Origin of the sequence: Streptomyces sp. NPDC058257 (assembly GCF_042881845.1) — a bacterium.
In the GTDB taxonomy this organism is placed as follows: Bacteria; Actinomycetota; Actinomycetes; order Streptomycetales; family Streptomycetaceae; genus Streptomyces.
The window spans coordinates 310,642-329,953 of the sequence record NZ_JBHVXJ010000002.1 but is presented as its reverse complement, the minus strand read 5'-3'; the positions used below and the strand labels follow the sequence as shown (position 1 = coordinate 329,953).

General features: G+C 66.5%; 16 protein-coding genes and 2 pseudogenes. 6 read left to right on the top strand and 12 right to left on the bottom strand.

Features of this window, described 5'->3' with window-relative positions:
- Nucleotides 1–196: 196 nt before the first annotated feature.
- The gene (locus ACFVXC_RS06850; protein WP_389902212.1) at nt 197–508 is read right to left on the bottom strand and encodes a hypothetical protein; all 312 of its coding nucleotides are present in this window, start codon (nt 506–508) and stop codon (nt 197–199) included.
- A gap of 173 nt (nt 509–681) precedes the next feature.
- Between ACFVXC_RS06850 and ACFVXC_RS06845 the strand changes: the two genes are divergently transcribed.
- Entirely contained in the window at nt 682–1,389 is a 708-nt protein-coding gene (locus ACFVXC_RS06845) for a TMEM175 family protein (protein WP_389902210.1), read from the top strand.
- Between the two features lie 2,496 nt (nt 1,390–3,885).
- Nucleotides 3,886–4,062, top strand: a pseudogene (locus tag ACFVXC_RS06840) (site-specific integrase); the annotation flags it as partial.
- 333 nt (nt 4,063–4,395) lie between these two features.
- Here ACFVXC_RS06840 and ACFVXC_RS06835 read toward each other — a convergent pair.
- Nucleotides 4,396–5,853 carry a hypothetical protein gene (locus ACFVXC_RS06835; RefSeq protein ID WP_389902209.1) on the bottom strand — a complete coding sequence of 486 codons (1,458 nt, stop codon included), beginning with the start codon at nt 5,851–5,853 and terminating at the stop codon, nt 4,396–4,398.
- A gap of 462 nt (nt 5,854–6,315) precedes the next feature.
- Between ACFVXC_RS06835 and ACFVXC_RS06830 the strand changes: the two are divergent.
- Nucleotides 6,316–6,840: pseudogene (locus ACFVXC_RS06830) on the top strand (LacI family transcriptional regulator); the annotation flags it as partial.
- 45 nt (nt 6,841–6,885) lie between these two features.
- The gene (locus ACFVXC_RS06825; protein ID WP_389903055.1) at nt 6,886–7,113 is read left to right on the top strand and encodes a hypothetical protein; all 228 of its coding nucleotides are present in this window, start codon (nt 6,886–6,888) and stop codon (nt 7,111–7,113) included.
- A gap of 34 nt (nt 7,114–7,147) precedes the next feature.
- Here the strand turns inward: ACFVXC_RS06825 and ACFVXC_RS06820 are convergent, their stop codons facing one another.
- The 4 genes from ACFVXC_RS06820 to ACFVXC_RS06805 form a co-directional block, all read right to left on the bottom strand.
- Nucleotides 7,148–8,926: an SAVED domain-containing protein gene (locus tag ACFVXC_RS06820; protein ID WP_389902208.1), complete on the bottom strand. Its 1,779-nt coding sequence runs from the start codon at nt 8,924–8,926 to the stop codon at nt 7,148–7,150.
- Nucleotides 8,923–10,386, bottom strand: coding sequence for a ThiF family adenylyltransferase (locus tag ACFVXC_RS06815; protein WP_389902205.1), 1,464 nt, complete (start codon nt 10,384–10,386; stop codon nt 8,923–8,925). The genes ACFVXC_RS06820 and ACFVXC_RS06815 overlap by 4 nt, the downstream gene beginning before the upstream one ends.
- Nucleotides 10,383–11,390, bottom strand: a complete 1,008-nt coding sequence (locus tag ACFVXC_RS06810; protein WP_389902204.1) for a nucleotidyltransferase — start codon at nt 11,388–11,390, stop codon at nt 10,383–10,385. Before ACFVXC_RS06810 ends, ACFVXC_RS06815 begins: the two co-directional genes overlap by 4 nt.
- A 92-nt stretch (nt 11,391–11,482) precedes the next feature.
- Nucleotides 11,483–11,623: a hypothetical protein gene (locus ACFVXC_RS06805; RefSeq protein ID WP_165951458.1), complete on the bottom strand. Its 141-nt coding sequence runs from the start codon at nt 11,621–11,623 to the stop codon at nt 11,483–11,485.
- A 117-nt stretch (nt 11,624–11,740) separates the two neighbouring features.
- Here ACFVXC_RS06805 and ACFVXC_RS06800 point away from each other — a divergent pair, with 117 nt between their 5' ends.
- Together ACFVXC_RS06800 and ACFVXC_RS06795 are read left to right on the top strand one after the other, a co-directional pair.
- Complete coding sequence (locus ACFVXC_RS06800; RefSeq protein WP_389902203.1) at nt 11,741–12,115, top strand: hypothetical protein; 375 nt, start codon at nt 11,741–11,743, stop codon at nt 12,113–12,115.
- A 49-nt stretch (nt 12,116–12,164) separates the two neighbouring features.
- Entirely contained in the window at nt 12,165–13,301 is a 1,137-nt protein-coding gene (locus ACFVXC_RS06795; RefSeq protein WP_389902200.1) for an ImmA/IrrE family metallo-endopeptidase, read from the top strand.
- 55 nt (nt 13,302–13,356) lie between these two features.
- Here the strand turns inward: ACFVXC_RS06795 and ACFVXC_RS06790 are convergent, their stop codons facing one another.
- The 6 genes from ACFVXC_RS06790 to ACFVXC_RS06765 all read right to left on the bottom strand — a co-directional run bounded on the left by ACFVXC_RS06790 (nt 13,357) and on the right by ACFVXC_RS06765 (nt 19,195).
- Nucleotides 13,357–14,394, bottom strand: a complete 1,038-nt coding sequence (locus ACFVXC_RS06790; protein ID WP_389902197.1) for a serine hydrolase domain-containing protein — start codon at nt 14,392–14,394, stop codon at nt 13,357–13,359.
- Nucleotides 14,395–14,492: 98 nt separating this feature from the next.
- Complete coding sequence (locus ACFVXC_RS06785) at nt 14,493–15,614, bottom strand: glycosyltransferase family 4 protein (RefSeq protein ID WP_389902194.1); 1,122 nt, start codon at nt 15,612–15,614, stop codon at nt 14,493–14,495.
- Complete coding sequence (locus ACFVXC_RS06780) at nt 15,611–16,147, bottom strand: deoxycytidine triphosphate deaminase (RefSeq protein ID WP_389902192.1); 537 nt, start codon at nt 16,145–16,147, stop codon at nt 15,611–15,613. The genes ACFVXC_RS06785 and ACFVXC_RS06780 overlap by 4 nt, the downstream gene beginning before the upstream one ends.
- Nucleotides 16,144–16,683 carry a dCTP deaminase gene (gene dcd, locus ACFVXC_RS06775; protein ID WP_389902190.1) on the bottom strand — a complete coding sequence of 180 codons (540 nt, stop codon included), beginning with the start codon at nt 16,681–16,683 and terminating at the stop codon, nt 16,144–16,146. Before dcd ends, ACFVXC_RS06780 begins: the two co-directional genes overlap by 4 nt.
- The gene (locus ACFVXC_RS06770; RefSeq protein WP_389902188.1) at nt 16,680–17,915 is read right to left on the bottom strand and encodes a bifunctional metallophosphatase/5'-nucleotidase; all 1,236 of its coding nucleotides are present in this window, start codon (nt 17,913–17,915) and stop codon (nt 16,680–16,682) included. Before ACFVXC_RS06770 ends, dcd begins: the two co-directional genes overlap by 4 nt.
- Nucleotides 17,912–19,195, bottom strand: a complete 1,284-nt coding sequence (locus ACFVXC_RS06765; protein ID WP_389902997.1) for a UDP-N-acetylglucosamine 1-carboxyvinyltransferase — start codon at nt 19,193–19,195, stop codon at nt 17,912–17,914. The genes ACFVXC_RS06770 and ACFVXC_RS06765 overlap by 4 nt, the downstream gene beginning before the upstream one ends.
- Nucleotides 19,196–19,312 lie beyond the last annotated feature (117 nt).

Here is a 19,312-nt window from a genome sequence, read left to right as displayed (position 1 = left end):
TGTGGGGGCACCCGGAGGTGTCCGGTAACGCCGCGTCACGTAGACGACGTCGGCCCGCACGCTGGTCTGTTTGGGCAGGGGGTGGCCTATGCAGCGAGCCACCGCGTCGCCCGCGAGCCGCGCCAGCAGCAGGTCGGTGGCGACTTTGTGTGCGCTCTCTGAGTGGTCCGAAGCGTACTGCTGACACCGAAGTTGATTATCCTGAGGGCGCGTTGGCCATCAGCCGGCCGTCCATGCAGATGCAGAGGTCCTGCACCACGTCGAACGGCATGGCGCCCGCGGCGCGGAGACCACCGCGAAAGCCGGGCAGCAGCGCCTCCACGGCGTCCAGGCCACGCCCGAGAAGAGCGTGCAGCTGGCGCCCCTGCGGAACATCCCGGCGGGGCTCGGGCTCCTGCGGGAGACGGTCCCGCCCGATCAGCACGACACGCTCGAACTGATCGTGCAGGGCGCACGCGGCGAGCAGCCCTGCCACACTCCCGCCGATCACCACCGCTGTTCCGTTCACGCTGCTCCCGTTCCCTTCGCCCCGCCGTCCGGGGGACGGGCGGGGCTTCACCTCGCGGACCCTCCACCCTCGGACTGGAGCCTCGCTCTGATTAACTAGAGCTAATATCCAGTAATTCCGCTCCAGGGAGCGGCGGCAGAACGCGTTAGACCGGGCAGGGAGAGGTGCGAGGTATGGGTGCCAGCGACGGCGTCGACAAGACCGAGACAAGAGGCCCGGACCCGGCAGGGCAGTCGGCTCCGCCTTCGACTCCGGACAGGATCGAGTCGGGCGCCTCCGGGGAGCGCTTGGTGCTCTTCACAGACGCCGTGACCGCGATCTCCATCACCCTGCTGGTCCTGCCGCTGGTGGATCTCGTCCCGGAGGTCGCATCAGCCCACGAGGGCGCCAGCGAGGTGATCACTGGTCATGTGAACCAGATCTGGAGCTTCTTGCTCAGCTTCGCGGTCATCGCGAATATCTGGGGGGAGCACCACCGGACCTTCTCGTCGATCGCAAAGGTCCCCCGTTCCATGACGGTATGGAACATGGGGTGGCTGCTGAGCGTCGTCGTGCTTCCCCTCCCGACGGAGATGATCGGCGCCTTCGGCCGCGACCGGTTCGTGGCGTCCTTCTACTACGCGGTCCTCCTGGCCAGCATGGTGTGCCGGTGGGCGATGCTGAGGATCCTGAAGTCCTCTCCGGGGCTGCTTGATGAGGGGGACGGTCCAGAAACCCGGCGGAGGATCGAGGACTCGTACACCGAGAGCTACCTCAACGTCATAGCGCTGGTCGTCGCCTTCGCCTTGGCCCTCGCCGTACCCGTGCTGCAGTACTACAGCTTGCTGCTGCTGCTCGTGGCGGGACGCGCACGCCTCCGAGGCCGCCGCACCGCCCGCTGAAGACCGAGCCTCGTCGGGGTGTCGAGCCCCGGGTTACGTGGAGAGTCAGTTGGCTGGTTTTCCTGGAGGGGTTCGTGGGTCCGGCTCGCCGGAGGCGTCGCAGGCTTAACCAGTCGATGTACTCGGCGACGGCGACGGCGACGACAATCTCGATGAGGTAGAGAAACTCGTAACAGCTCTGGCCGGAGGCAGTTGTCTATGCCGAGTGGAGAGCATGCCAATGCAGGGCATGCTCTCCTGCCGTGGATCTCCGGTGTTGGCCCGAGTGCGGAGCTGAAGCTGAGCGGCTCCTCCTCTGGGCAAGGGCGCTGGAGGCTCAAGCGCCGGGGAGTGGATTTCCTTGATCCACTCCCCGCTTACTCCCCAGGCCTCAGAGAATGAGTCAGGCCCGGTTTCCATTTCTGGAAACCGGGCCTGACTTGGTGTTTCAGCTGTCGGGGTGGCGGGATTTGAACCCACGACCTCTTTGTCCCGAACGCAACTGGGGTGGGGGTGTTGCCTTGGGTTGCCGTGCTCCTCACCTGCGCTGATAGTCCGCAGGCGTCCGCGCTTGTCCGCCGCTGTCCGTCGGCGTTGTCACGCAGTTAGGCACTCACCGCTCAACAGCCAGTCCGACACACAGCCGTTGTCAGTGCCGACCTTTAGGGTCTCAAGCGCGCGGTCGGCTTCCGGGGGTTCCAGCTCTGAAGAGAATGGTTGCATCCCCGGCCTGTCTGGGGGCGGCCCGGAGAATCGTCCGGGACCTAACCGACGGTCGGGCTTCGTCGATGGCCAGCGGATGACCTGCCAGAGCCGACCGCGCCCCCGTCCCGTGCCGACGGCAGGGGCACGCTTTCCAACTGTGGGGGTGCCTCGCCGGGCCGCGTACAGGGCCGTTCACCTGCGTTCATAGGCGGTCGGTCGCGGAAGTAGCTACAGGCTTCGGTCCCGTCTGAACGGCCGTGAACGGTGCTGAATGAGACGGAAACTGAGACGGCTCGGCCTGTGGCTGGACCGCCTCAAGGGATGCACGACCTTCTGATCCGTAGCTCTAGATAGATCGGTCAACGTGGGTCATGGAGGCCCCTGTTCGGTCTCTCACGCTGACTGATGGCCATAGTCAGTTGCTGCGGTTGCTGTACTTCTCTGCTGTACGACAACGGAGCTGTGCTCAGCTCGACACTGCCCCACCCGCGAACCCGACTGTAAGGTCTCCCAGTACGTCACAAACAGCGCTAGCCACCTGCTTCATCCTGCTCAACTTCGATACATCAGCCATACGGTTCTCCTCGTCGTTCGTCTCCATGCCCTGGTCGTTGTTACTCAACTTTGATGCCAGGACCTTGCAGATAACGGCTGCGAAGAGGGACAGAGCGAGACTCGGCAATGCCGAGCTCAGCACAGCTCCGTGCCGGACCTTAGCGCACCCACGTGGCCAACGGAGCCTCAACGACCAAGTCAAAGCTACTGCCGGGGCCTGAGGCACCAGTTTGGAAGATCGCGTATGCGGATGCCCGGCGAGCTGGGGATGCGTTCACCTGCGGTTATGCTCCATCGTCCGCATGGTTCCCCGTCACTGCCCGCTGTATGGGGCACGTCTGAGGCACGCCTACAGCTTGGTGATTACCCAGGGGGCGATCGCCAAGATCAGTACCGTGATCTCCTTGATCAGTTGGACGACCTGTGCCGTGGTTGCGATCCGGGATGCGTTGTGGTGCGACTTGCCGTCGCCGACTGGCTTGTCGACTGGCTTGTCAAGGGGTATTGGCAATGGCATTGCAATGCCATGGCCCTCCCGATAGTGTGTAGCTACACAGCAGGGGTTCTCTGTAGCTACATGTCGCGGAACTTGAGTCCGTGACGCTTCAACGTCAGACAAGAGAGCTCCTAGAGCCATAGCCGTGCAGCGTCAGCGCGAGTCGGGAAACTTGCGACGCTGTACGGCTGTTGGTGTTCGCGTGATGCGACTGACGTTTGAGCGTACCGCACGCGAGCCTTGGGTACTCGACAGAACTGACGAGACGCCAGGCGAACGCGGCATGATTCCTCACCCACCACTCACCCCTGCTTCCATCCCGTCCGCCGCCGACCCACACACCGTGGAGCGGGCGTGGTTCATGGCGTCCAGGTGAAGCGCGCCACTGTACGAACGACCTGGACGCCATGGGCCGCGTCTGCTCGGCTATGCCTGGGTCGATGGTGGACGGGATGGAAGCCCCTAACGCTCGCCACGATGGGCCCGCAGTCGCGTACGGCGCCCCCTCCATCCCAGAGTCAGAGCGCCCCCGCCGGAGGCATTGCCTTCTCCCTGGGCCGTTGCGGCGTGTGATCGCTGATTGGCCTCGGCCCTATCCGTGTGTGGGCGGGCGTAGGCGCAGCCGGGGCGGAGCGGGCCGACGGCAGGAGCGGCGCCGGGTGCTTGAACCAGTAGAGAAAGTTGTAACTCATTCCTCGCCGCTGGAATGTTGGGCGGATCTGCTGTTCCTACGTGGTCGGTTCGTTGATGTTGCTGTTGTCCACAGCTTCGTCTCGCTGCTCTCCGACAGTGGCGTGCCCCTGGAGGAGATCTCCCGCCTCGTTGGCCACTCCGGGACAGCCGTGACCGAGGAGGTCTTTCGGAAGCAGATCCGGCCCGTGATCCAGACCGGCGCGGTGGTCATGGATGGCATCTTCAGGCGCGCTCCGAAGCGGTAGTCACGCAGATAGACACGCACACGAAACAGATCGGCAGCCTACTCAACGTGAGTAGGCTGCCGACCTGGTGTTTCAGCTGTCGGGGTGGCGGGATTTGAACCCACGACCTCTTCGTCCCGAATGAGGTTCGGGCAAGATCGACACCTGCGGATCTTGTAAAAGTGCAGGTCAGGTGGTTGGTCTGAAGTGGCACGGCGAGGTTCCGGTTGGTCTCTGACCGAAGATCATCTCCCAGAAATCTCCCAGCGAGGGGTGCCGTGCTCTCGAAGCCTTGGTTCCGAGCTGCGTAGCGCAAGCAAGTTTGCTCGGTTCTCTGCCGACTGTGTCGTCCAATCATGTGACGCAAGAGAGCCCGGGGTTCCCGGCAGGAAGCAGCTTCACCTGTCCGGCCGGAACACGCAGTGGGCGGTCGGCTGCGGCGTTCCACAGGACCACGTTGCCTTCGGCGACGCCGAACGAAAGGTAGGGGGTGCGTGGTATAAGCGCTCCACCCTGCTCGTTCAGGGTGTCGGCCGAGACTGTGGGACGGACGCAGACCCAGTCTGCTGAGATGCCGAAATACGGTGGGGCCTTGGTATGATGAGAGGCTGCTCGCTTCAGCTTGTCGGCCGCGTGCTGCGGTGACGCGAAGGTCCACTCGGCGGCTGTGAGCAGGCCAAGGGTGAGGAAGACTGCGGCCAGGGTGCCAGCGAAGACGCTCCGCGGCCGTATGAAGTGGAAGTAGCGCAGGACGCCCCAAGCGGCTGCTACGAAGAGGATCGCCGCGAGGGTGGGCCACAGCAGTCTCACCGCCGCGGCGAGCTGGTATGCCCCGCTGACCGCCGTCTCTTCCGGTGATAGGGACAGCTCGTCCGCGTAGCCGTCCTGCAGGATCCTGCCGGTGAAGGGCAGAGCCGCGACGAGCAGTGTGGCGAGCAGGGGAAGCACCGTGGCGGCCAGTACCTGCCATCGCCAGCGGCGCCCCAGCAGGATCAGACCGGTCACGTAGAAGCCGATTGCTGCCGTCACCCAGGCGTAACGGGAGTCGACGCCGTCGAAGAGTCCAGGGACGCCCAGCGTGTAGACGGCCACTGCGAGGGTCGCAATGGCGCAGATAACCAGACAGTGGAGCCGAGAGCGAGCCAAGGGCAGGGCGAACGCCGTCCACCAGGCTGGGACGGCACAGACGACAGCGAGGAACCAGCACACTACGGCCGCAACGGGTATCAAATGCTGAGCTGTTGACAGGAAGAGGGCCATAGCGAGCAGTGGCCCGCCGAAGAGCGCCAGAGCCCTGTTGAGGGCGTCCTCCCGATGATGGATGGTTCCGGTGCGCCCCCGTCCGTCGAGCGGCCGCACGTCGAGGTCCGCTCGGGGTCCGTCCGTGCGCAGATGCCGGGCCAGGTGTCGGGCGGCGTCCTTGCTCGCATGGATGCGCACGCGGACGTCGAGGAGCCCAGTGCGAGTCGCGTACCAGCGCGTGACTGTTCGCCAAAGCCGACGGAAGCCCGGTGCGACGGTGCCTTCGGGTTCGTGTTCTGTCGAGTGCACCTGCCACTCGGGCTCGAGGACGCGATCGAACTCGTCACGCCGGAACAGCCGACCGTAGATCACAGTCTGTACCGACCGGCTCAACTCCGTAATCTGCCAGGCTGCTTCGCGGTCGGCACGCCAGGTGGAGCCCCTGATCGGTACCTCCACCCACCAGAACTCGCTGAGATTGACGTTGGAGTCGAACGCCCGGCGGGCTGTGCGTCGTTCCTTCGGGCTGAGCTCGTGGCACGTCCAGCCCAGCTCCCGTAGCCGCCGCATGGCCTTGTCCCACTGCGACCTGCCGCCTTGCAGCTCGATCAGGGTGGTCACCGTGCAGTCCGGTCCACGGGGGATCATCGAGCACCTTCGCTATGGTCGGCGAAGTGTGTTTCGTCAGCCAGCATGGCGGTGTTCGTCCTCAATCTGTCTCGACCGTCAGAGTCCGGGGAAACGACGATATGGCTCAGCACTGACAGGCAGGCTGTGCCTTCACCGGGTACGTCCCACTGTGGGTGCGTCAGGCTGATCCCCTCTGAGGCCACCGGCTTGGCGGATCGATCCGATGACTCGGTCTGACGAAGACCTTCCGCGTCCTGGCCCCTGAACAGGCCAGAAGGCCCACCGCGTTCGCCGCCCTCTCGCCCAGTTCCTGTTCGGGCGGGTGCCCGAGCAGGTTGAGGGCGTCGGCGACCAGCGCGGGTGGCCTCGTCGTCCCAGGCGATCCTCGGCTTGCCAAGGTCGGTGGACACCGGCGCACTGGTGCGCTGCCCGCCCAAGGACGACAGCCACCGCACCATCGACTCGATGGACTGGCTGTCCACCCTGATCTTCAACCACGTCGCCCGCACGAAGCTGGCGCCCTCGTGTGCGGGAGGACACCCGCGTCCGCGTCGAGCAGGCGATCGCCGACCTCGGTTTCGTGCGGGGCGGCACGACCACCGATCACGCGGCCCACTGGCGCAGGAACGGCTTCAGCACCTGGCTGTTCACCCCGGCGGTCTCCGGCTGGTATCCGAAGAAGGCACCGCAGGAGGCCCGACCGGTGTCGATCCTCGGTGAGCCGTGGCCCGGCATCATGTCACGCGGGCGCGGCGCAAGTCAGCGGGCCGGCGCCTGCTGGCGCCCGATCGCCAGGGGCCTCACACCCCACGGCCTACGCCACACACTCACCGCACGATGATGGAGGACCTCGGCGCTGAGAAGGCCCTCATGGTCGAGCGCATGGGTCACATCGACGGCTCGGACCAGCGCGCTACGCACGTGACGGCATACGTCTCGGCTCGGAGACCGAGTTGGACGAGGCGCTCCTCGATGACCAGGTCAATGGCATGCGGGGGTATCGGCTTCGAGGATCGAACGGCAGCGTTCAGTTCGACGGCCGTCCTGGCACCTGGTCTGCGTAAATCCCGCTACTGCGGCGTGGCCAAGACCAGCCTCCAGCATCAGCTCACCGGGGCCGCGACCAACCTCGTCCGGATCACCGCCTGGCTCAGCAACATTCCCGTGGCGCACTGCTTCAGCTCCAGCCAGGCGGAGTAAGACCGGCTGGCACGCTGCACGTGCATCGCCACGCCTATTGGCTGAGCAGGACCTCGGTGATCGGTCCGCCGGTGACACCTGGCTCGAGCACAAGAGCTGGGGTGTAGCGGGGCCTCCCAGGGGTCGCATCGTCCCACTCATACACGACGGTGCGCAGTGTGTTGAGGTATCGCCCTACGAGTAGAGCCATCGTGTAGGGGCCGTGGAAAGCGAGATGCACCTCCGCACGTCCGCTGTGTGCGGCAAGCGCTTTGATCTGTTGCGCGGCGGCCGTGCTGAGGCGTGCGGCCTCGCGCGGGTCGAGTCGGTCTTCGCCAGCAACGGAGATCACGGCGGCCGCGGCGAAGCCGTCGCTGGACCCGTGCAGAAGCTGCTCGAATGCGGTCCGATCTGGATTGGCAGTCAGGCTGAGGAAGATCGCGATGCGGTCGTGACTGTCGGGTGTCTGCGCTTGTTCGAGGTCAATTGGTTGCGTATGAAGTTCGCTGGTCAGTGGGTCGTCACCACTTTCTGCAGACGTCCACTGAGCGCCGCGGGTGTCGACCACCTCGACATTGCCGATCTTGGTCTCGGGCAGGGCGGCTCCCAAGGCCAGGGCTACCGACAGGTGAGCTCCGCCAAAGACGCGTACGGTTTGCGTGCTGGCTGCATAGACGGCGTCGCTGGTCAGAGGCAGTGTGGTCTGCAGGAGTTGAAGTCCCTCTCGCAACGGCAGACGCCCGTCGCTGGCGGCCCTGATGCGGATGTGCAGGTCGTCCTCGCCCGCGTCCATAGCGAAGGGCGCGGGGCGGGTCTGGACTCGGATCGTGAAGGCGCGGTTCTGGCTGTGAATGGCGGGCTTGCGTTGTTCGACTCGGTGCATCAGCAGGTCGCGCACGATCTCGCTCTCGCCCGACGGCCGGAGCGTGTTGCTTTGCTTCTTGTCGGCGAGGGTCCGGGAGGGAGCGAGTCTTAGGAGTCGGTCCGGTGCGTCGTAGTCGCACCGCGTATCGCTTCCTGATCTGGCGGTCTTGTTCGCGATGCACAGGCTGAAGGCGGGGTCCTCGTCCAGTTGGAGTAGCCGAGGCAGCTCGCGTTCTCGGACGATGTCGCTGTGGACGATGTCCGGTGTCACGACGAGCACGGCTGCTGAAAGCCCTTGAGTCAGGGCTTGTTCGAGGCGAGCGGTCGTTGTGCCCGCGCGTAGGTCGGTATGGTCTCTCCACACGACGAGACCGGCCGCCCTGAGCAGATTCTCGATCGACTCGGCCTGCGGGGACCCGTCAGACTGCCGGTAGGAGATGAACACCGCGCCGTCAGGCCGGACTGCGCCCTTGGGCAGCGGCCCCAGCGCCTTGAATCTCTGTGGTGGCGGAAGGACCGTTGCTGCCTTGCTGGTGACGCGTCCCCATCGTTGGCGCCGGGTGGTCAGTCCGGAGAAGGGGTCCGTCCCGCCGGGAGCGTAAACGATGAGTGCGATCGGGCCGTCGTGTTCCCGGGCCATTGCCCGCATCGCGGCAAGGTCCGTCGGGCTCGGTCCGGACGGTGCGGGATGGCTGTGCCACTCGCCGACGTAGCCGGTTGGATCGTCGTCCGATCGCTCGGCCAGGAACCCTGCGAGGAGCGTGTTCGCCTTGATGTCATCGCGCACGTACCTGTGGGTGGACGCTCCTTGTCCGTTGACCATGAGGGCATGGGTGACAACGACGTTGGCGTCTTCCTGATAGCCGAGGAGGATGCCACCCGTTTCCCGCGGCAGCTGCTGCGCGGTCGCGGACGCGATGACCTCGTATGCCGCCTGGCGCAGCTCGATCCGTGGTGCCGGCCGGGTCACTGGTGGTGGCTCCCTTGTGGTGCGGAGTGGAGGTGGCGCGTCTCCCCTGCAGGATGGAGGGGGCGGTCCACGAGGAGTCCGAGGGCGTGGCGGACGGTTGCCGCTGCTGCTTCGATCACCGCGTGGGGCGGCGTTGGGGAGATCGGGCTTCCGCAGCCTGCTTCGAACAGTTGCGGTGTCTCGGTGTCGGCTCTGGTCGTCGAAGGCGGCAGCGGTGCTGCGGCGTCGATCGGTGGCAGTACGTCGATGCGATAGGTCCTGCCGTCGTTTTGAAGCGCCGCAGACAGGACCCGTGTGCCCAGTGCCAGGGCGCTTACATGCAGGAGTGCGGTGGTGGCGAAATCGGCAGTGGCGTTCACGACGAGGTCGTGGTTCCGCAAATGGTCGTCCGCGTCGGCACCCGAGGTAAGGGCGCTATCGATGGTGTCGATGCCTGTGGCCGGCGCCTCGTTGTGCCTGACGAGGTGTCGCTTGACTGCTTCGGCTTTTGGCAGTCCGACTGCGTCGGGGCCGACGAGGTGGCGGACGAGGTTTCCCGGCATTACCACATCGTTGTCGATGAGAGTGAGGTGACGGACACCGGAGCGCACCAGCATGTCGGCGATGAACGAGCCCAAAGCGCCGACGCCGACCACGGCAACCTTGGATTCACGCAGTTCGGCAGCGAGGACGCCTGCGCGAGCGGACCGGGCGGCCTCGGTGTCTGCGCCCGAGCGCAGACGTGTGACGGCCGTGCCGCCCTCCTTCGTGGGCGTTACGTCCAGCACGATCGCGCCCTCGTGGGTGCCTCGTCGGTAAACCAGCACGACGACCGCGACCGACTGCTGGCGAATTCTGCGGTCCAGATCCGCGTTCGAGCCGAGCCGGGCACAGATGTCTGCCCAGGTTTGCGGCGGCACGTCGACCTCGCCGAGATCGGCCACGAACCCAAAGCGGTCCTTGCTGTGCTTGAGGGCCTTCCTGGGACGGATGCCGTGCCTGATCCGCATCGTGTTGTTGCTGGCCGGGCTGAAGCGGACGGAGCGGTTGAGGTACTGGCCGAGGTCGTCGTAGAGGTAGAGGCGCCGGTCCGCGGACTGATGGAAGTACCGGTCGAGGTCGGGCCGATCGTCCGTCCATCCGGTGTCCGCGTGCTCGAACCATGCTGTGACGTGTTCGAGGAACGCCGGTGCCTCCGTCCACCACAATCCGTCGTGATCTTCTTCAGCAACCAGGCACAGCGCGCCGTCTAGGTCGCGGTGCCAGGACCAGGGCACCGCGTCGTGATCGACTGGCACCGCCCTCGGCGGCCGAAACGGGAAACTGGGCGGCAGGTCGATCACGACACGGGTCGTGCCTGCCGAGTGCGGGACCGGTCCTTCCCACCCTGCTTCCACCTCGTGGAACCCAGCGTGGATCAAGCCCTCCTCGAAGAGCAGCCGTGCGTAGGCGACGTACTCGTCGAAGCCGACAGAGGTCACCCGAAGGTCCTCTTGCCGGCAGGAACGACGCGAGCGCCGGGCGAGATCGCGGATGCCTTCTTACTGCCGTCCTCGTTAAAGCCGGGGAGGAGCGTGGGGAAGACTGTATCTCCATCGCCGTTCTTTCCCAGCAGCTTCCGGAACGCCAGCGCGGCCTTGCCCGCGTCCTCCTCGGCGAGCGCAGCCTCTGCCGACGTCGCGGCGTCGGTGAACCGCGTACGTGCGGTGTCCAGTTCATCGTCGGTCGCGCGGATGTGGATGGTGTGTCCGGGCAGGGTCGGGTCGGTCACCGCGATGCCGTAGGTCACGAAGTTTTCTATGATCTTGCTGACCTCCCGGAGAGCGGAGACGTAGTACTCCGCCTGGTCGTTGCCCGAGACTGCGCCTGAGGCGAACGCCTGGTAGGCGGCCATTTCGATGAAGAATCCGCCGGGCTTCTTCGTGCCGAGCAGGGCGCGATGAGTCTGGCGAAGCAGTTTGACGGTCGGTACGTAGTACTCGTCGTGGTCCGCGTTCATCGTGCTCGAGAGGTCCGTCAGCCCGTCGGGGTTGGTGCGCACCCACTCGTTCTCTTCGCCCTTCTGGGGGATCTCCCAGGTTCCGTCGCCATAGGGGCGGGCGGGCACCGCGTCGACGTAGAGGTCGTACTCCGGGAAGGAGACCTGCAGGCTCCGGTCCTGGCGCTTGGTGCGCCGGTGCCCGTCGGCGTCCGTGGCGAAATCCGCATGCAGGACCTTGAAGAACCTGTCGAGGATGTCCTTCGATGTGACGTCGCTCGGAACATCGGGCAGGCGCACGAACACGTCGACGTCCTTGATCCTGCGGATCGACACGTTGCGCTTGTAGGAGCCGATCAAGATCGGGCTGACGCCGTACTCGGCGAGCTTGGAGTCAGCCTCGAGGGCGTCACGGACGAGGCGATGTGCCTCTGGTGCGTTGGTCTTGTCGTCGCCGGGCTCGATGGAGCTCAGCGCATCTTTGAACTGCTGCTTGAGGTGAGCCATCGGGCCCTCCGGTTCTGGTGGTGACTGCATGGGCCTGCTGCGATTGCCTCACACCACTGACAATGCGAGGTCCGTCGCGAGGGGCTGGGGGCCTACTTCTTCCTGCCGCCCTTGCCGGCGCTTTCATTGGTCGTTGTCTTCGGGTGCCGCTTCACGGTGGCCTGCTTCACGAACCGGCCCGTGATGGCGCTGCGGCCCCGCTTGCCGTTGGATGCGCTGCTCTTGCCTGCCATGAGCTGTCCTTCCGATCTTCTGCGGTGGCCTGCAGCAGCACAGGCCACACGCTACTCTCAAGTTTCATTTACCCAGTAGGTGCATGAAATCTCGCGATCCTTGATCAGGAGGATAGCATGGAAGCAGTAGGTACACGGAAGAGGATTCTGAGGTCGCTGGTGGAGATCGTCTTTGAGGACGCCGAGCTCGCTCGTGTCTGCAACAGCGGCCCTGCCCGCAGGGACCGTTTAGGCCCCGACGGGGCGACCACCCTGCTCCGGCGTCTTGGCCAGATGGTGGCCGCCCACCATCTGGCCGACCTGCGCCACGTTGCGGCCGCGCGGCTGCGGCCCGCAGTCAACGGGGACTGCTTCACTCTGCTGGTGTCGCTCGGTGATCACGGCGATCTCGTGGTCCGCCCGCGCGACGACCCGCCCAGCACCCTCGACGACGGCACCCTCAACGAGCACGCCGTACGCGCTGTGATCGTTGCAGCGATCCACCGCCCCTGACCCTGCCACCAGGCCCGCCCCGCAGCCTCGCCGACCGAGAGGCACTCACGTGACTCCGCCCTCCGCCCAGCACCCGTTCGCGCCGGATGAAGCCCTGCCACCGGGCGACACGCTGAAAGAACAGCTCGACGCCCTTGGTATCCCCCAGGCTGACCTTGCCCGCCGCACCGGGCTGTCGACCAAGCACGTCAACCAGATCGTCCAGGGCAGCGCTGTCCTCACCCCCGAGAGTGCCCTTCTGCTGGAGCGGGCCGTCGGAATCCCGGCTTCGCTGTGGAACCAGATGGAGGCCGCCTGGCGCACCCATGTCAGCCGTACCCAGAGCCGTGAAGCCCTCAGCCACCGCCTCGACTGGCTTGACCGCTTCTCCCTGCAGGAGTTGGTCAAGCGGGGCATTCTGCCGACCAAAAAGCGCACGGTGGACAATCTCGAGCATCTGCTGGCGTTCTTCGGGGTCGCCGACCCCGAGGTTGCAGAGAACGTGTGGGGCAGCTACCGGGCTGCCTTCCGGCGTTCCACCGTCCTCACGCCGGACGACTACGCCACCGCCGTCTGGCTGCGCCAGGCCGAACTCAGAGCACGCGAAATCCCCTGCGCACCCTACGACCGCGCGGCCCTGCTTGAGCTACTTCCCCAGCTGCGCGCCCTGACCGTCAAGGAACCCGCCGTCTGGCGCACCGAAATCCCGCGCCTATGCGCTCGAGCCGGCGTCGCGGTGGTGTTCGTTGCCGCGCCCCCCAACAGTCGCGTCTCCGGCGTCACCCGATGGCTCACCCCGGAAAAGGTCGGAGTCGCCCTCAGCGGCCGGTTCAAGAAGGACGACCACTTCTGGTTCACCGTCTTCCACGAGCTCGGCCATGTCCTCCTGCACGGCAAACGCCTCACTTTCATCGACAACACAAGCCGTGACGACGACACGACCCCCGAGGGAGACCGCAGCGAGGATGAGGCAGACGCCTTCGCCAGGGAAACCCTCATCCCGCCCGAGCACGCGGCCACCTACAAGCAACTTGCCCAGCGCCCCATGCCCTTCACCAACATCACAGCCTTCGCCCGCCAGGCTGGCATCGCCCCGGGCATCGTCGTCGGACGCCTCCAGCACGACGGCGTCCTGGACTGGAAATACGGCAGCAAGCTGAAGCGCCCCATCGAGATCAGCCTCTCCGGCGATCTCACCGCGGGCTAGCCACACGTTTAAAGGAACCCCTACCCACCGCGCAAGCCGGCAGAAACTGCTTGCATCAGGCGAAGGCAAGCGCCCTGAAGGCGTTGCGGACATCAGTGAGGGGTTGCCGATCGCGTGTGTAGTAGAGCTTGTTGGTCAAGAGCGCCGCCCATCGACCTTGCCGAGGCGAGATCCACATGCCGGTCCCGGTGAAGCCGTAGTGGACCCAGATGTCGTCGTCGGAGACGCTGCCGGGGGCCGGGTGCCAGAACAGGCCGCGTACCGGCTCCAGGCCACCGGTCTGGATGGTCAGCGAATCCGCGGTCCAGGCGGAGCCGAACCCGCCTCCGTCCGGAGAGGAGGCGAGCATGTGGCGCAGGAAGGTTCCGAGGTCGTCAAGGGTCGTGAAGGCACCGGCGATGCCGCACATCCCGCCCAGGAGCCGGGCGGAGAAGTCATGGGCGACGCCCTTGAGGTGGGTCCCGGTGTCCTGGTCGAGTTCCGTCGGTGCGCAGCGTGCGGCGACCTCGGTGGGCAGTGGGCCGAAGCGTGTGTTGTGCATGCCCAGCGGCTGCCAGGTCCGTTGCGTGGCCAGCTGGTCGAGCCGTTGTCCGGAGAGGTGCTCGGCCAGGTATCCGAGGATGAGGGCGGCCCGGTCGGTGTACTCGACGGCCTCGCCCGGCGGCCGGTGCAGGGCCTCGTGCAGGACTCCGTCGCGGACGTCCTGGGGGTCGGTGCCGTAGAGGTTCTTGAGCTGGGCTCGTAGCGGTAGACCGGCGGTGTGGGTCAGGAGGTTGCGAGCGGTCGCGGCTTCCAGCGGGTGTCCGTCGGCCTCGGGCCAGAAGGTCCCGAGCGGGATGTCAAGGTCGAGCTTTCCTTCTTCCCACAGGGTCCCGATCGAGGCCCAGACGGCGAGGATCTTGGTGAGGCTGGCGGCGTCGAAGGCGGTGTCGAGTCGCATCGGCACGTCCGGCTCGGCAGGGTCGAGGACTCCGACGGCGCCTTGAGCGTGGGTGCCATGGGCGTCACCGACAGCCCATACGGCACCTGGATAGACCTTGTCCCGGACGCCTTGGCTCAGGAGCTGTTCGATGCGGTCGGTGCGGTACGTCATGGTCTCCCTGTTCACAATCGGTGTCCCGCCGCGTCAGCGTAGTGACGCGGGCGGAACTGGAAGGGCAATGGCGCGTCGAAACCGGGCCGTGGACGTGTTCAGATGAGCTGGCGGCCGAGGTCGGCCAACGTCCCTGCTGTCGCCGAGAGCGGGTAGCGGGCGGCGTTCGCGTAGCCCGCCTGCTGAAGAGCTGGGAACAGGTCAGGTGCGGCTCGGAGCCGGTCGAGTTCGAGTGCGAGTGAGGCGGGGTGCGTGAAGTCGGTGGCCACTCCGGACGCGGCGAGGACTTCGTTGAGGCCGGGTACTGGCTGGTGCAAGACGGGCAGGCCGCAGGCTTGGGCCTCCAGCGCGACCAGGCCCATGGCCTCCAGCGTCGTGGAGGGCATGACCAGCAGGTCGTGCTCGGCGAAGGCTTTCCACAGCTGTGGACGTCGGAGCCAGCCGAGATATCGCGGTCGTACCCCGACCCGTTTGAGGAGCGGAGCCATGGCGTGGAACTGGGCTCTGGGGGCGGCGATGCTCAGTTCGACTCCTGGAAGGGCTGACACGCTGGTAATCAGGTGCCCGACGCCCTTCTCGGCGGTCAGGCGACCGGCGTACAAGAGTCGTAGATGGCTGGTCGGGGTTCGGTCGGGTCTGAACGGTGGATCGGTGAGCAGGTGGTCGGGTATGCCCCAGGGGACGTGGACGAGCTTTCGGCGGTCGGTCTGCGGGGCGAGCTTCAGAAGGTGGTCCGCCATCGCCTTGGTGGGCACGACGATGGCGTTGGCTGCCCTCGCTGTCTCGCGGAGCACTTGGAGTTGATCGCGGTGTGCTTCGGCGAAGATCAGGTCGGTGCCATGGACGAGGGCGATCCTGGGGTGGGATGGCAGGGCCCGGAGCAGTGCGGGGGTGGCGCCGAAGGCGAGGTGCTGCAGGTGAAGGACCTCGATCTGGGCCGGGTCGACCGCGGCCACTAAGGCGCGTCGTAGGGCTGCGACGTAACGGGCGAATGCTGGACCCTCCAAGCATTTGCCGGGTGCCGTCAGCAGGCCGAGGTTGGTGGGGAGGTGAGGTCTGCCCCCGGCAGGGGCCAGCATGAATGCTCGCGCGGGGATGAGCGGCTGATCTCCGGTGTAGAGGTCGAGGAAGAGTTCGACGCTGCCGCCAGGGCTTCCGGCTGGCAGGTCAAGGAAGGTCGCGGCCACCGGACCCGCTTCCTGGCATATGGCGGGATTCACAGCGCTCCTTGAGGGATCTCTTCGTACAGGCGGGAGATGTCGATGCCATTCGTGGCCGCGTACTTGGCTTGCTCCTGCTGGTAGCTGGCAGGGGCACCGAGGGAGGTGAGGAAGACGAGCTTGCCGAAGGTCATTCCCGGATAGACACGGGCGGGTCTGGCGGTGCGGATCTCCAAGGTCCAGCGGATGGCGTGACCTTGGTGGCCGAGTGGGGCTGAGACGTGGACCCAGATGCCGAGGGCGCCGATGGTGCGATCGCCATTCAGTAACTGCGCGTACGTCTCCGAGCCGGTCCGCTCCAACGTGGCACCGAGATACAGCACGCCAGGCTTCAGGACCAGGCCGGAGGCCGTGATGGGGTGCTCGGTGAAAGCCGTGGGCATCGCCGCGTCCAGGTCGCCTGCGCAGACACGGATGGTGTCGCCCAGACGCCAGTCGTAGGCGTTGGGCGAGAGGCGTGCGGGGTCGTAGGGGGAGATGGTGATCTCACCCGTGCTGACGGCGGCGGCGATGGCGGGGCCCGTGAGGATCATGACGCGACCGCCGGGATGCGGGCCGTATCCCGCCAGTAGCGGGAGGGCTGGGGTCCTGTCGCGCCCTGGTACTTGCCGCGGTACAGATCGACGTCACCGGTGGAGACGAAGAACATGACCTGCCCGATCTTCATGCCCGCGTACACCCGCAGCGGACGGATGGGCGAGAGCATCAGCGTCCACTGACCGTGGAACCCGATGTCGCCGATAGGGGCGGTGATCTCGACGAACAACCCGAGCCGCCCGACCGACGAACGACCGAACAGCAGCGGGACGAAGACGTCCGAGCCGACCTCCTCGACGGTGTGGCCCAGGTACAGCTCTCCGGGCTGGAGGACGTACCCGTCCTTGCCGATCAGGACGGAGCGGGTGGGGTTGGCGCGGTGAGCGTCGATCACCCTGGAGGCGTACGTCAGCAAGGTGACCCCGAGGCGGACGTTGTAGCTGTTGGGGTTCGTCTGGTCCGGGGCGAAGGGGGCGATGCGCAGACGGCCGTCGGCCACGGCGGCGTTGATCTCAGGCCCGGTGAGGATCATTGCTCGCCTGCTTCCTGGGGATCGGCGGAGGTGGGCAGCGCGGCAGTCAGGACGTGGCATACAGCCTGTCCAAGTTGTATGCCTGCTTGATGAGTTCGCCCTCCGAGGTAACCGTCGGCGAGGTAGTCCGTGGTCAGTACGGTGCGGACCGCCGACGGCAGGGGAGCGGGGGCGACGACGAGAGGGCCGACGCGGTCGGTGAGGAGGCCGAGTAGCTTGCCGTGGTCCTGGGCGTGAGGTTCGGGGAGGAAGGCGTGCACGAGCTGGTTGCCGAAGGGCTCGATGGCCAGTAGGTCACCGAGGGTGAGAGTGGTGCCGAGGTGCACGGGGCGCAGTGCGGTCTCGTTGAGGACGACCGCGTCAGCGCCGAGGCCGGTGTGCAGTCGACCGGCGATCTCTTCGAGCAGCTGGCGGCGGTCCAGGTGCGTGTTGCGGAGGGGCTCGGCCACGGTGCCGAGGGGGCTCTTCAGCTGCTGTCCGATGGTCGAGATCTCAGCCAGCAGGGCGGCGAGGTCGTCGGGAACGGTAGGGGCGTCGGGGAAAGTGCTGGTGCGGGCGGCCCAGCCGCTGCCGACGGATTCGGCGGCGGCGTAACCGGCGCCGAGTTCGCGTCCCTTGACCACGAGGGTGTCGCCGACGTGTGCGGGGCCGAGGGTGTCGCTGTGGCAGTGCCCGGCGAAGATGACGTCGGCGAACGGGCAGGCGGCGGCCAGCTTCAGGTCCTCCTCGAAGCCGGAGTGGGACAGCACCATCCAGGCGTCGGCCCGGTGGTGGTGCTCCAGCATCACTTCGCGCAGGGCCTGGGCGGGATTGGCGACGCGGTGGCCGGTGCGTTGATCGACGGGAATGGCGTTGAACGCCTGCGATCCCATCACCGCGGTGACGGCGACTCGTCGTCCGCCGATGTCGCGGATGCGTACGCGGTCGAAGAGCGGATTGCCGCTGTCGTCGGTCGTGTTCGCGCACACCGTCATCCGGTGCAGCTGGGGCTCGAAGTAGTGCGGCCAGCCGTGGTTTCCGGGCGCTAGCAGGTCGTAGAGGGTGGTTAGGACCTCGCGCTCGATGTGTCCCTTGCCGAGTTGGTAGTAGCCGCTGCCCTCGAAGAAGTCTCCGCAGTCCACGATCAGGCTGTCGGGCCTGGCGGTGTGGAGGTAGGCGAGCATCGGGATGGCCGAGCCGAAGGTGGAGTGGACGTCGGTCGTGGCGATGATCTGCCGTAGCTGCCGGTTCACGGGATCACCTCGCAGATGTCGGCGCCCAAGGCGTGCAGCTTGACGGGCAGGTCGGCGTGGCCGCGTCGGAGCTGTTCGAGGCCGCCGAGAGTGGTCACGCCGCGAGCGGCGAGGCCGGCGATGAGCAGGGCGGAGCCCGTGCGGATGTCGGTGGCCTCCACTCCGGCACCTGTCAGCTGCTGCGGCCCGGCGAAGCGGCACTGCGTGGACGACAGCTCGTCGATCGTGGCCCCGAGGCGGACGAGCTGGGGCAGCAGGTTGCCGTGGCGGCCGGGATTGATGTCGTCGGAGAACAGGTGGGTGCCGGGAAGGGTGAGCGCCAGGGCCATCAGCGGAGGTTCGAAGTCCGCGTCCAGGCCGCCGGGGGACAGGGAGGCGATGGCTCGCAGCGGCCGGCTGGTGGGCTGGGCGTCCTCGGCCTGGACGGCGAGGGTGCCGTCCTTCGCCTCGGCGGGTACACCGAGCCAGCGCAGCGCGCTGACGAGGGGCGCGACGTCGTCGCTGCGGACACCGACGATGTGTGCGTTGCCCCCGCTCACCGCGACCGCGCAGGCCAAGGTGCCGGCCTCGATCTTGTCGCCGGGCACCCTCCACGCGAGCGTGTCGTCGGTGACGGACCGAGGCGGCTGGAGCGTGAGGACGCTCTCGGTGATCCGGCACTCCCACCCGGCGGTCTTCAACGCCTCTACGACACTGAGCGCTTCGGGCGACAGATTCGGTTGGCCCAGGCGTAGCGGCCGTCCGGCAACGACCGCGCGCAGGACAGCAGCGATGCTCGCTCCGCGGGACCGGAAGGGCAGCATGATCGACACCGTGCCGCGTTCACCCGTGGCCGCCTCGACGACGTAGCCGTGGTCATCGACGGTCGTGCGGTCACCGAAGCGCTCGTACACCTTGAAGTGCTGCTCCATCCCGCGCTGCCCGATGGCGCAGCCGCCCGGCCACGGCAAGCGAGCCCGTCCGTAAGCACCGAGCAGCGCCGGGACCAGGTAGTACGAAGCCCGGATGCGCGCAGCGACCTCGGGGTTCGGATCCGGCTGCGGTTTGTCGCTCGGCAAGATCACCGTGGTGTGCGGATCGCTGACCGGACGGGCCGCGTGCCAGCCCGCCTGCTGGAGAAGGGTGAGCATCGTCTCGACATCCGTGTTTGCCGGGACATTGCTCAGGTATACCGGGCGGTGCATCGCCGCAGCGGCGGCCAGCAGGGGCAGGGCCGCGTTCTTCGAACCGTCGACGGTCACTGCCCCGGTAAGCGGAACACTCGGTCGCACGGCGACCACTTCGGCCGCGACTGGGGGAATCCGTACGGCAGGCAACAGTTGACTCCTCTGCTGGGGAAAGTGTGTTGCGAGGACTGGGGGCGGGGCGCTGAACTCGAACTCGGCCCAGCAGCGCTT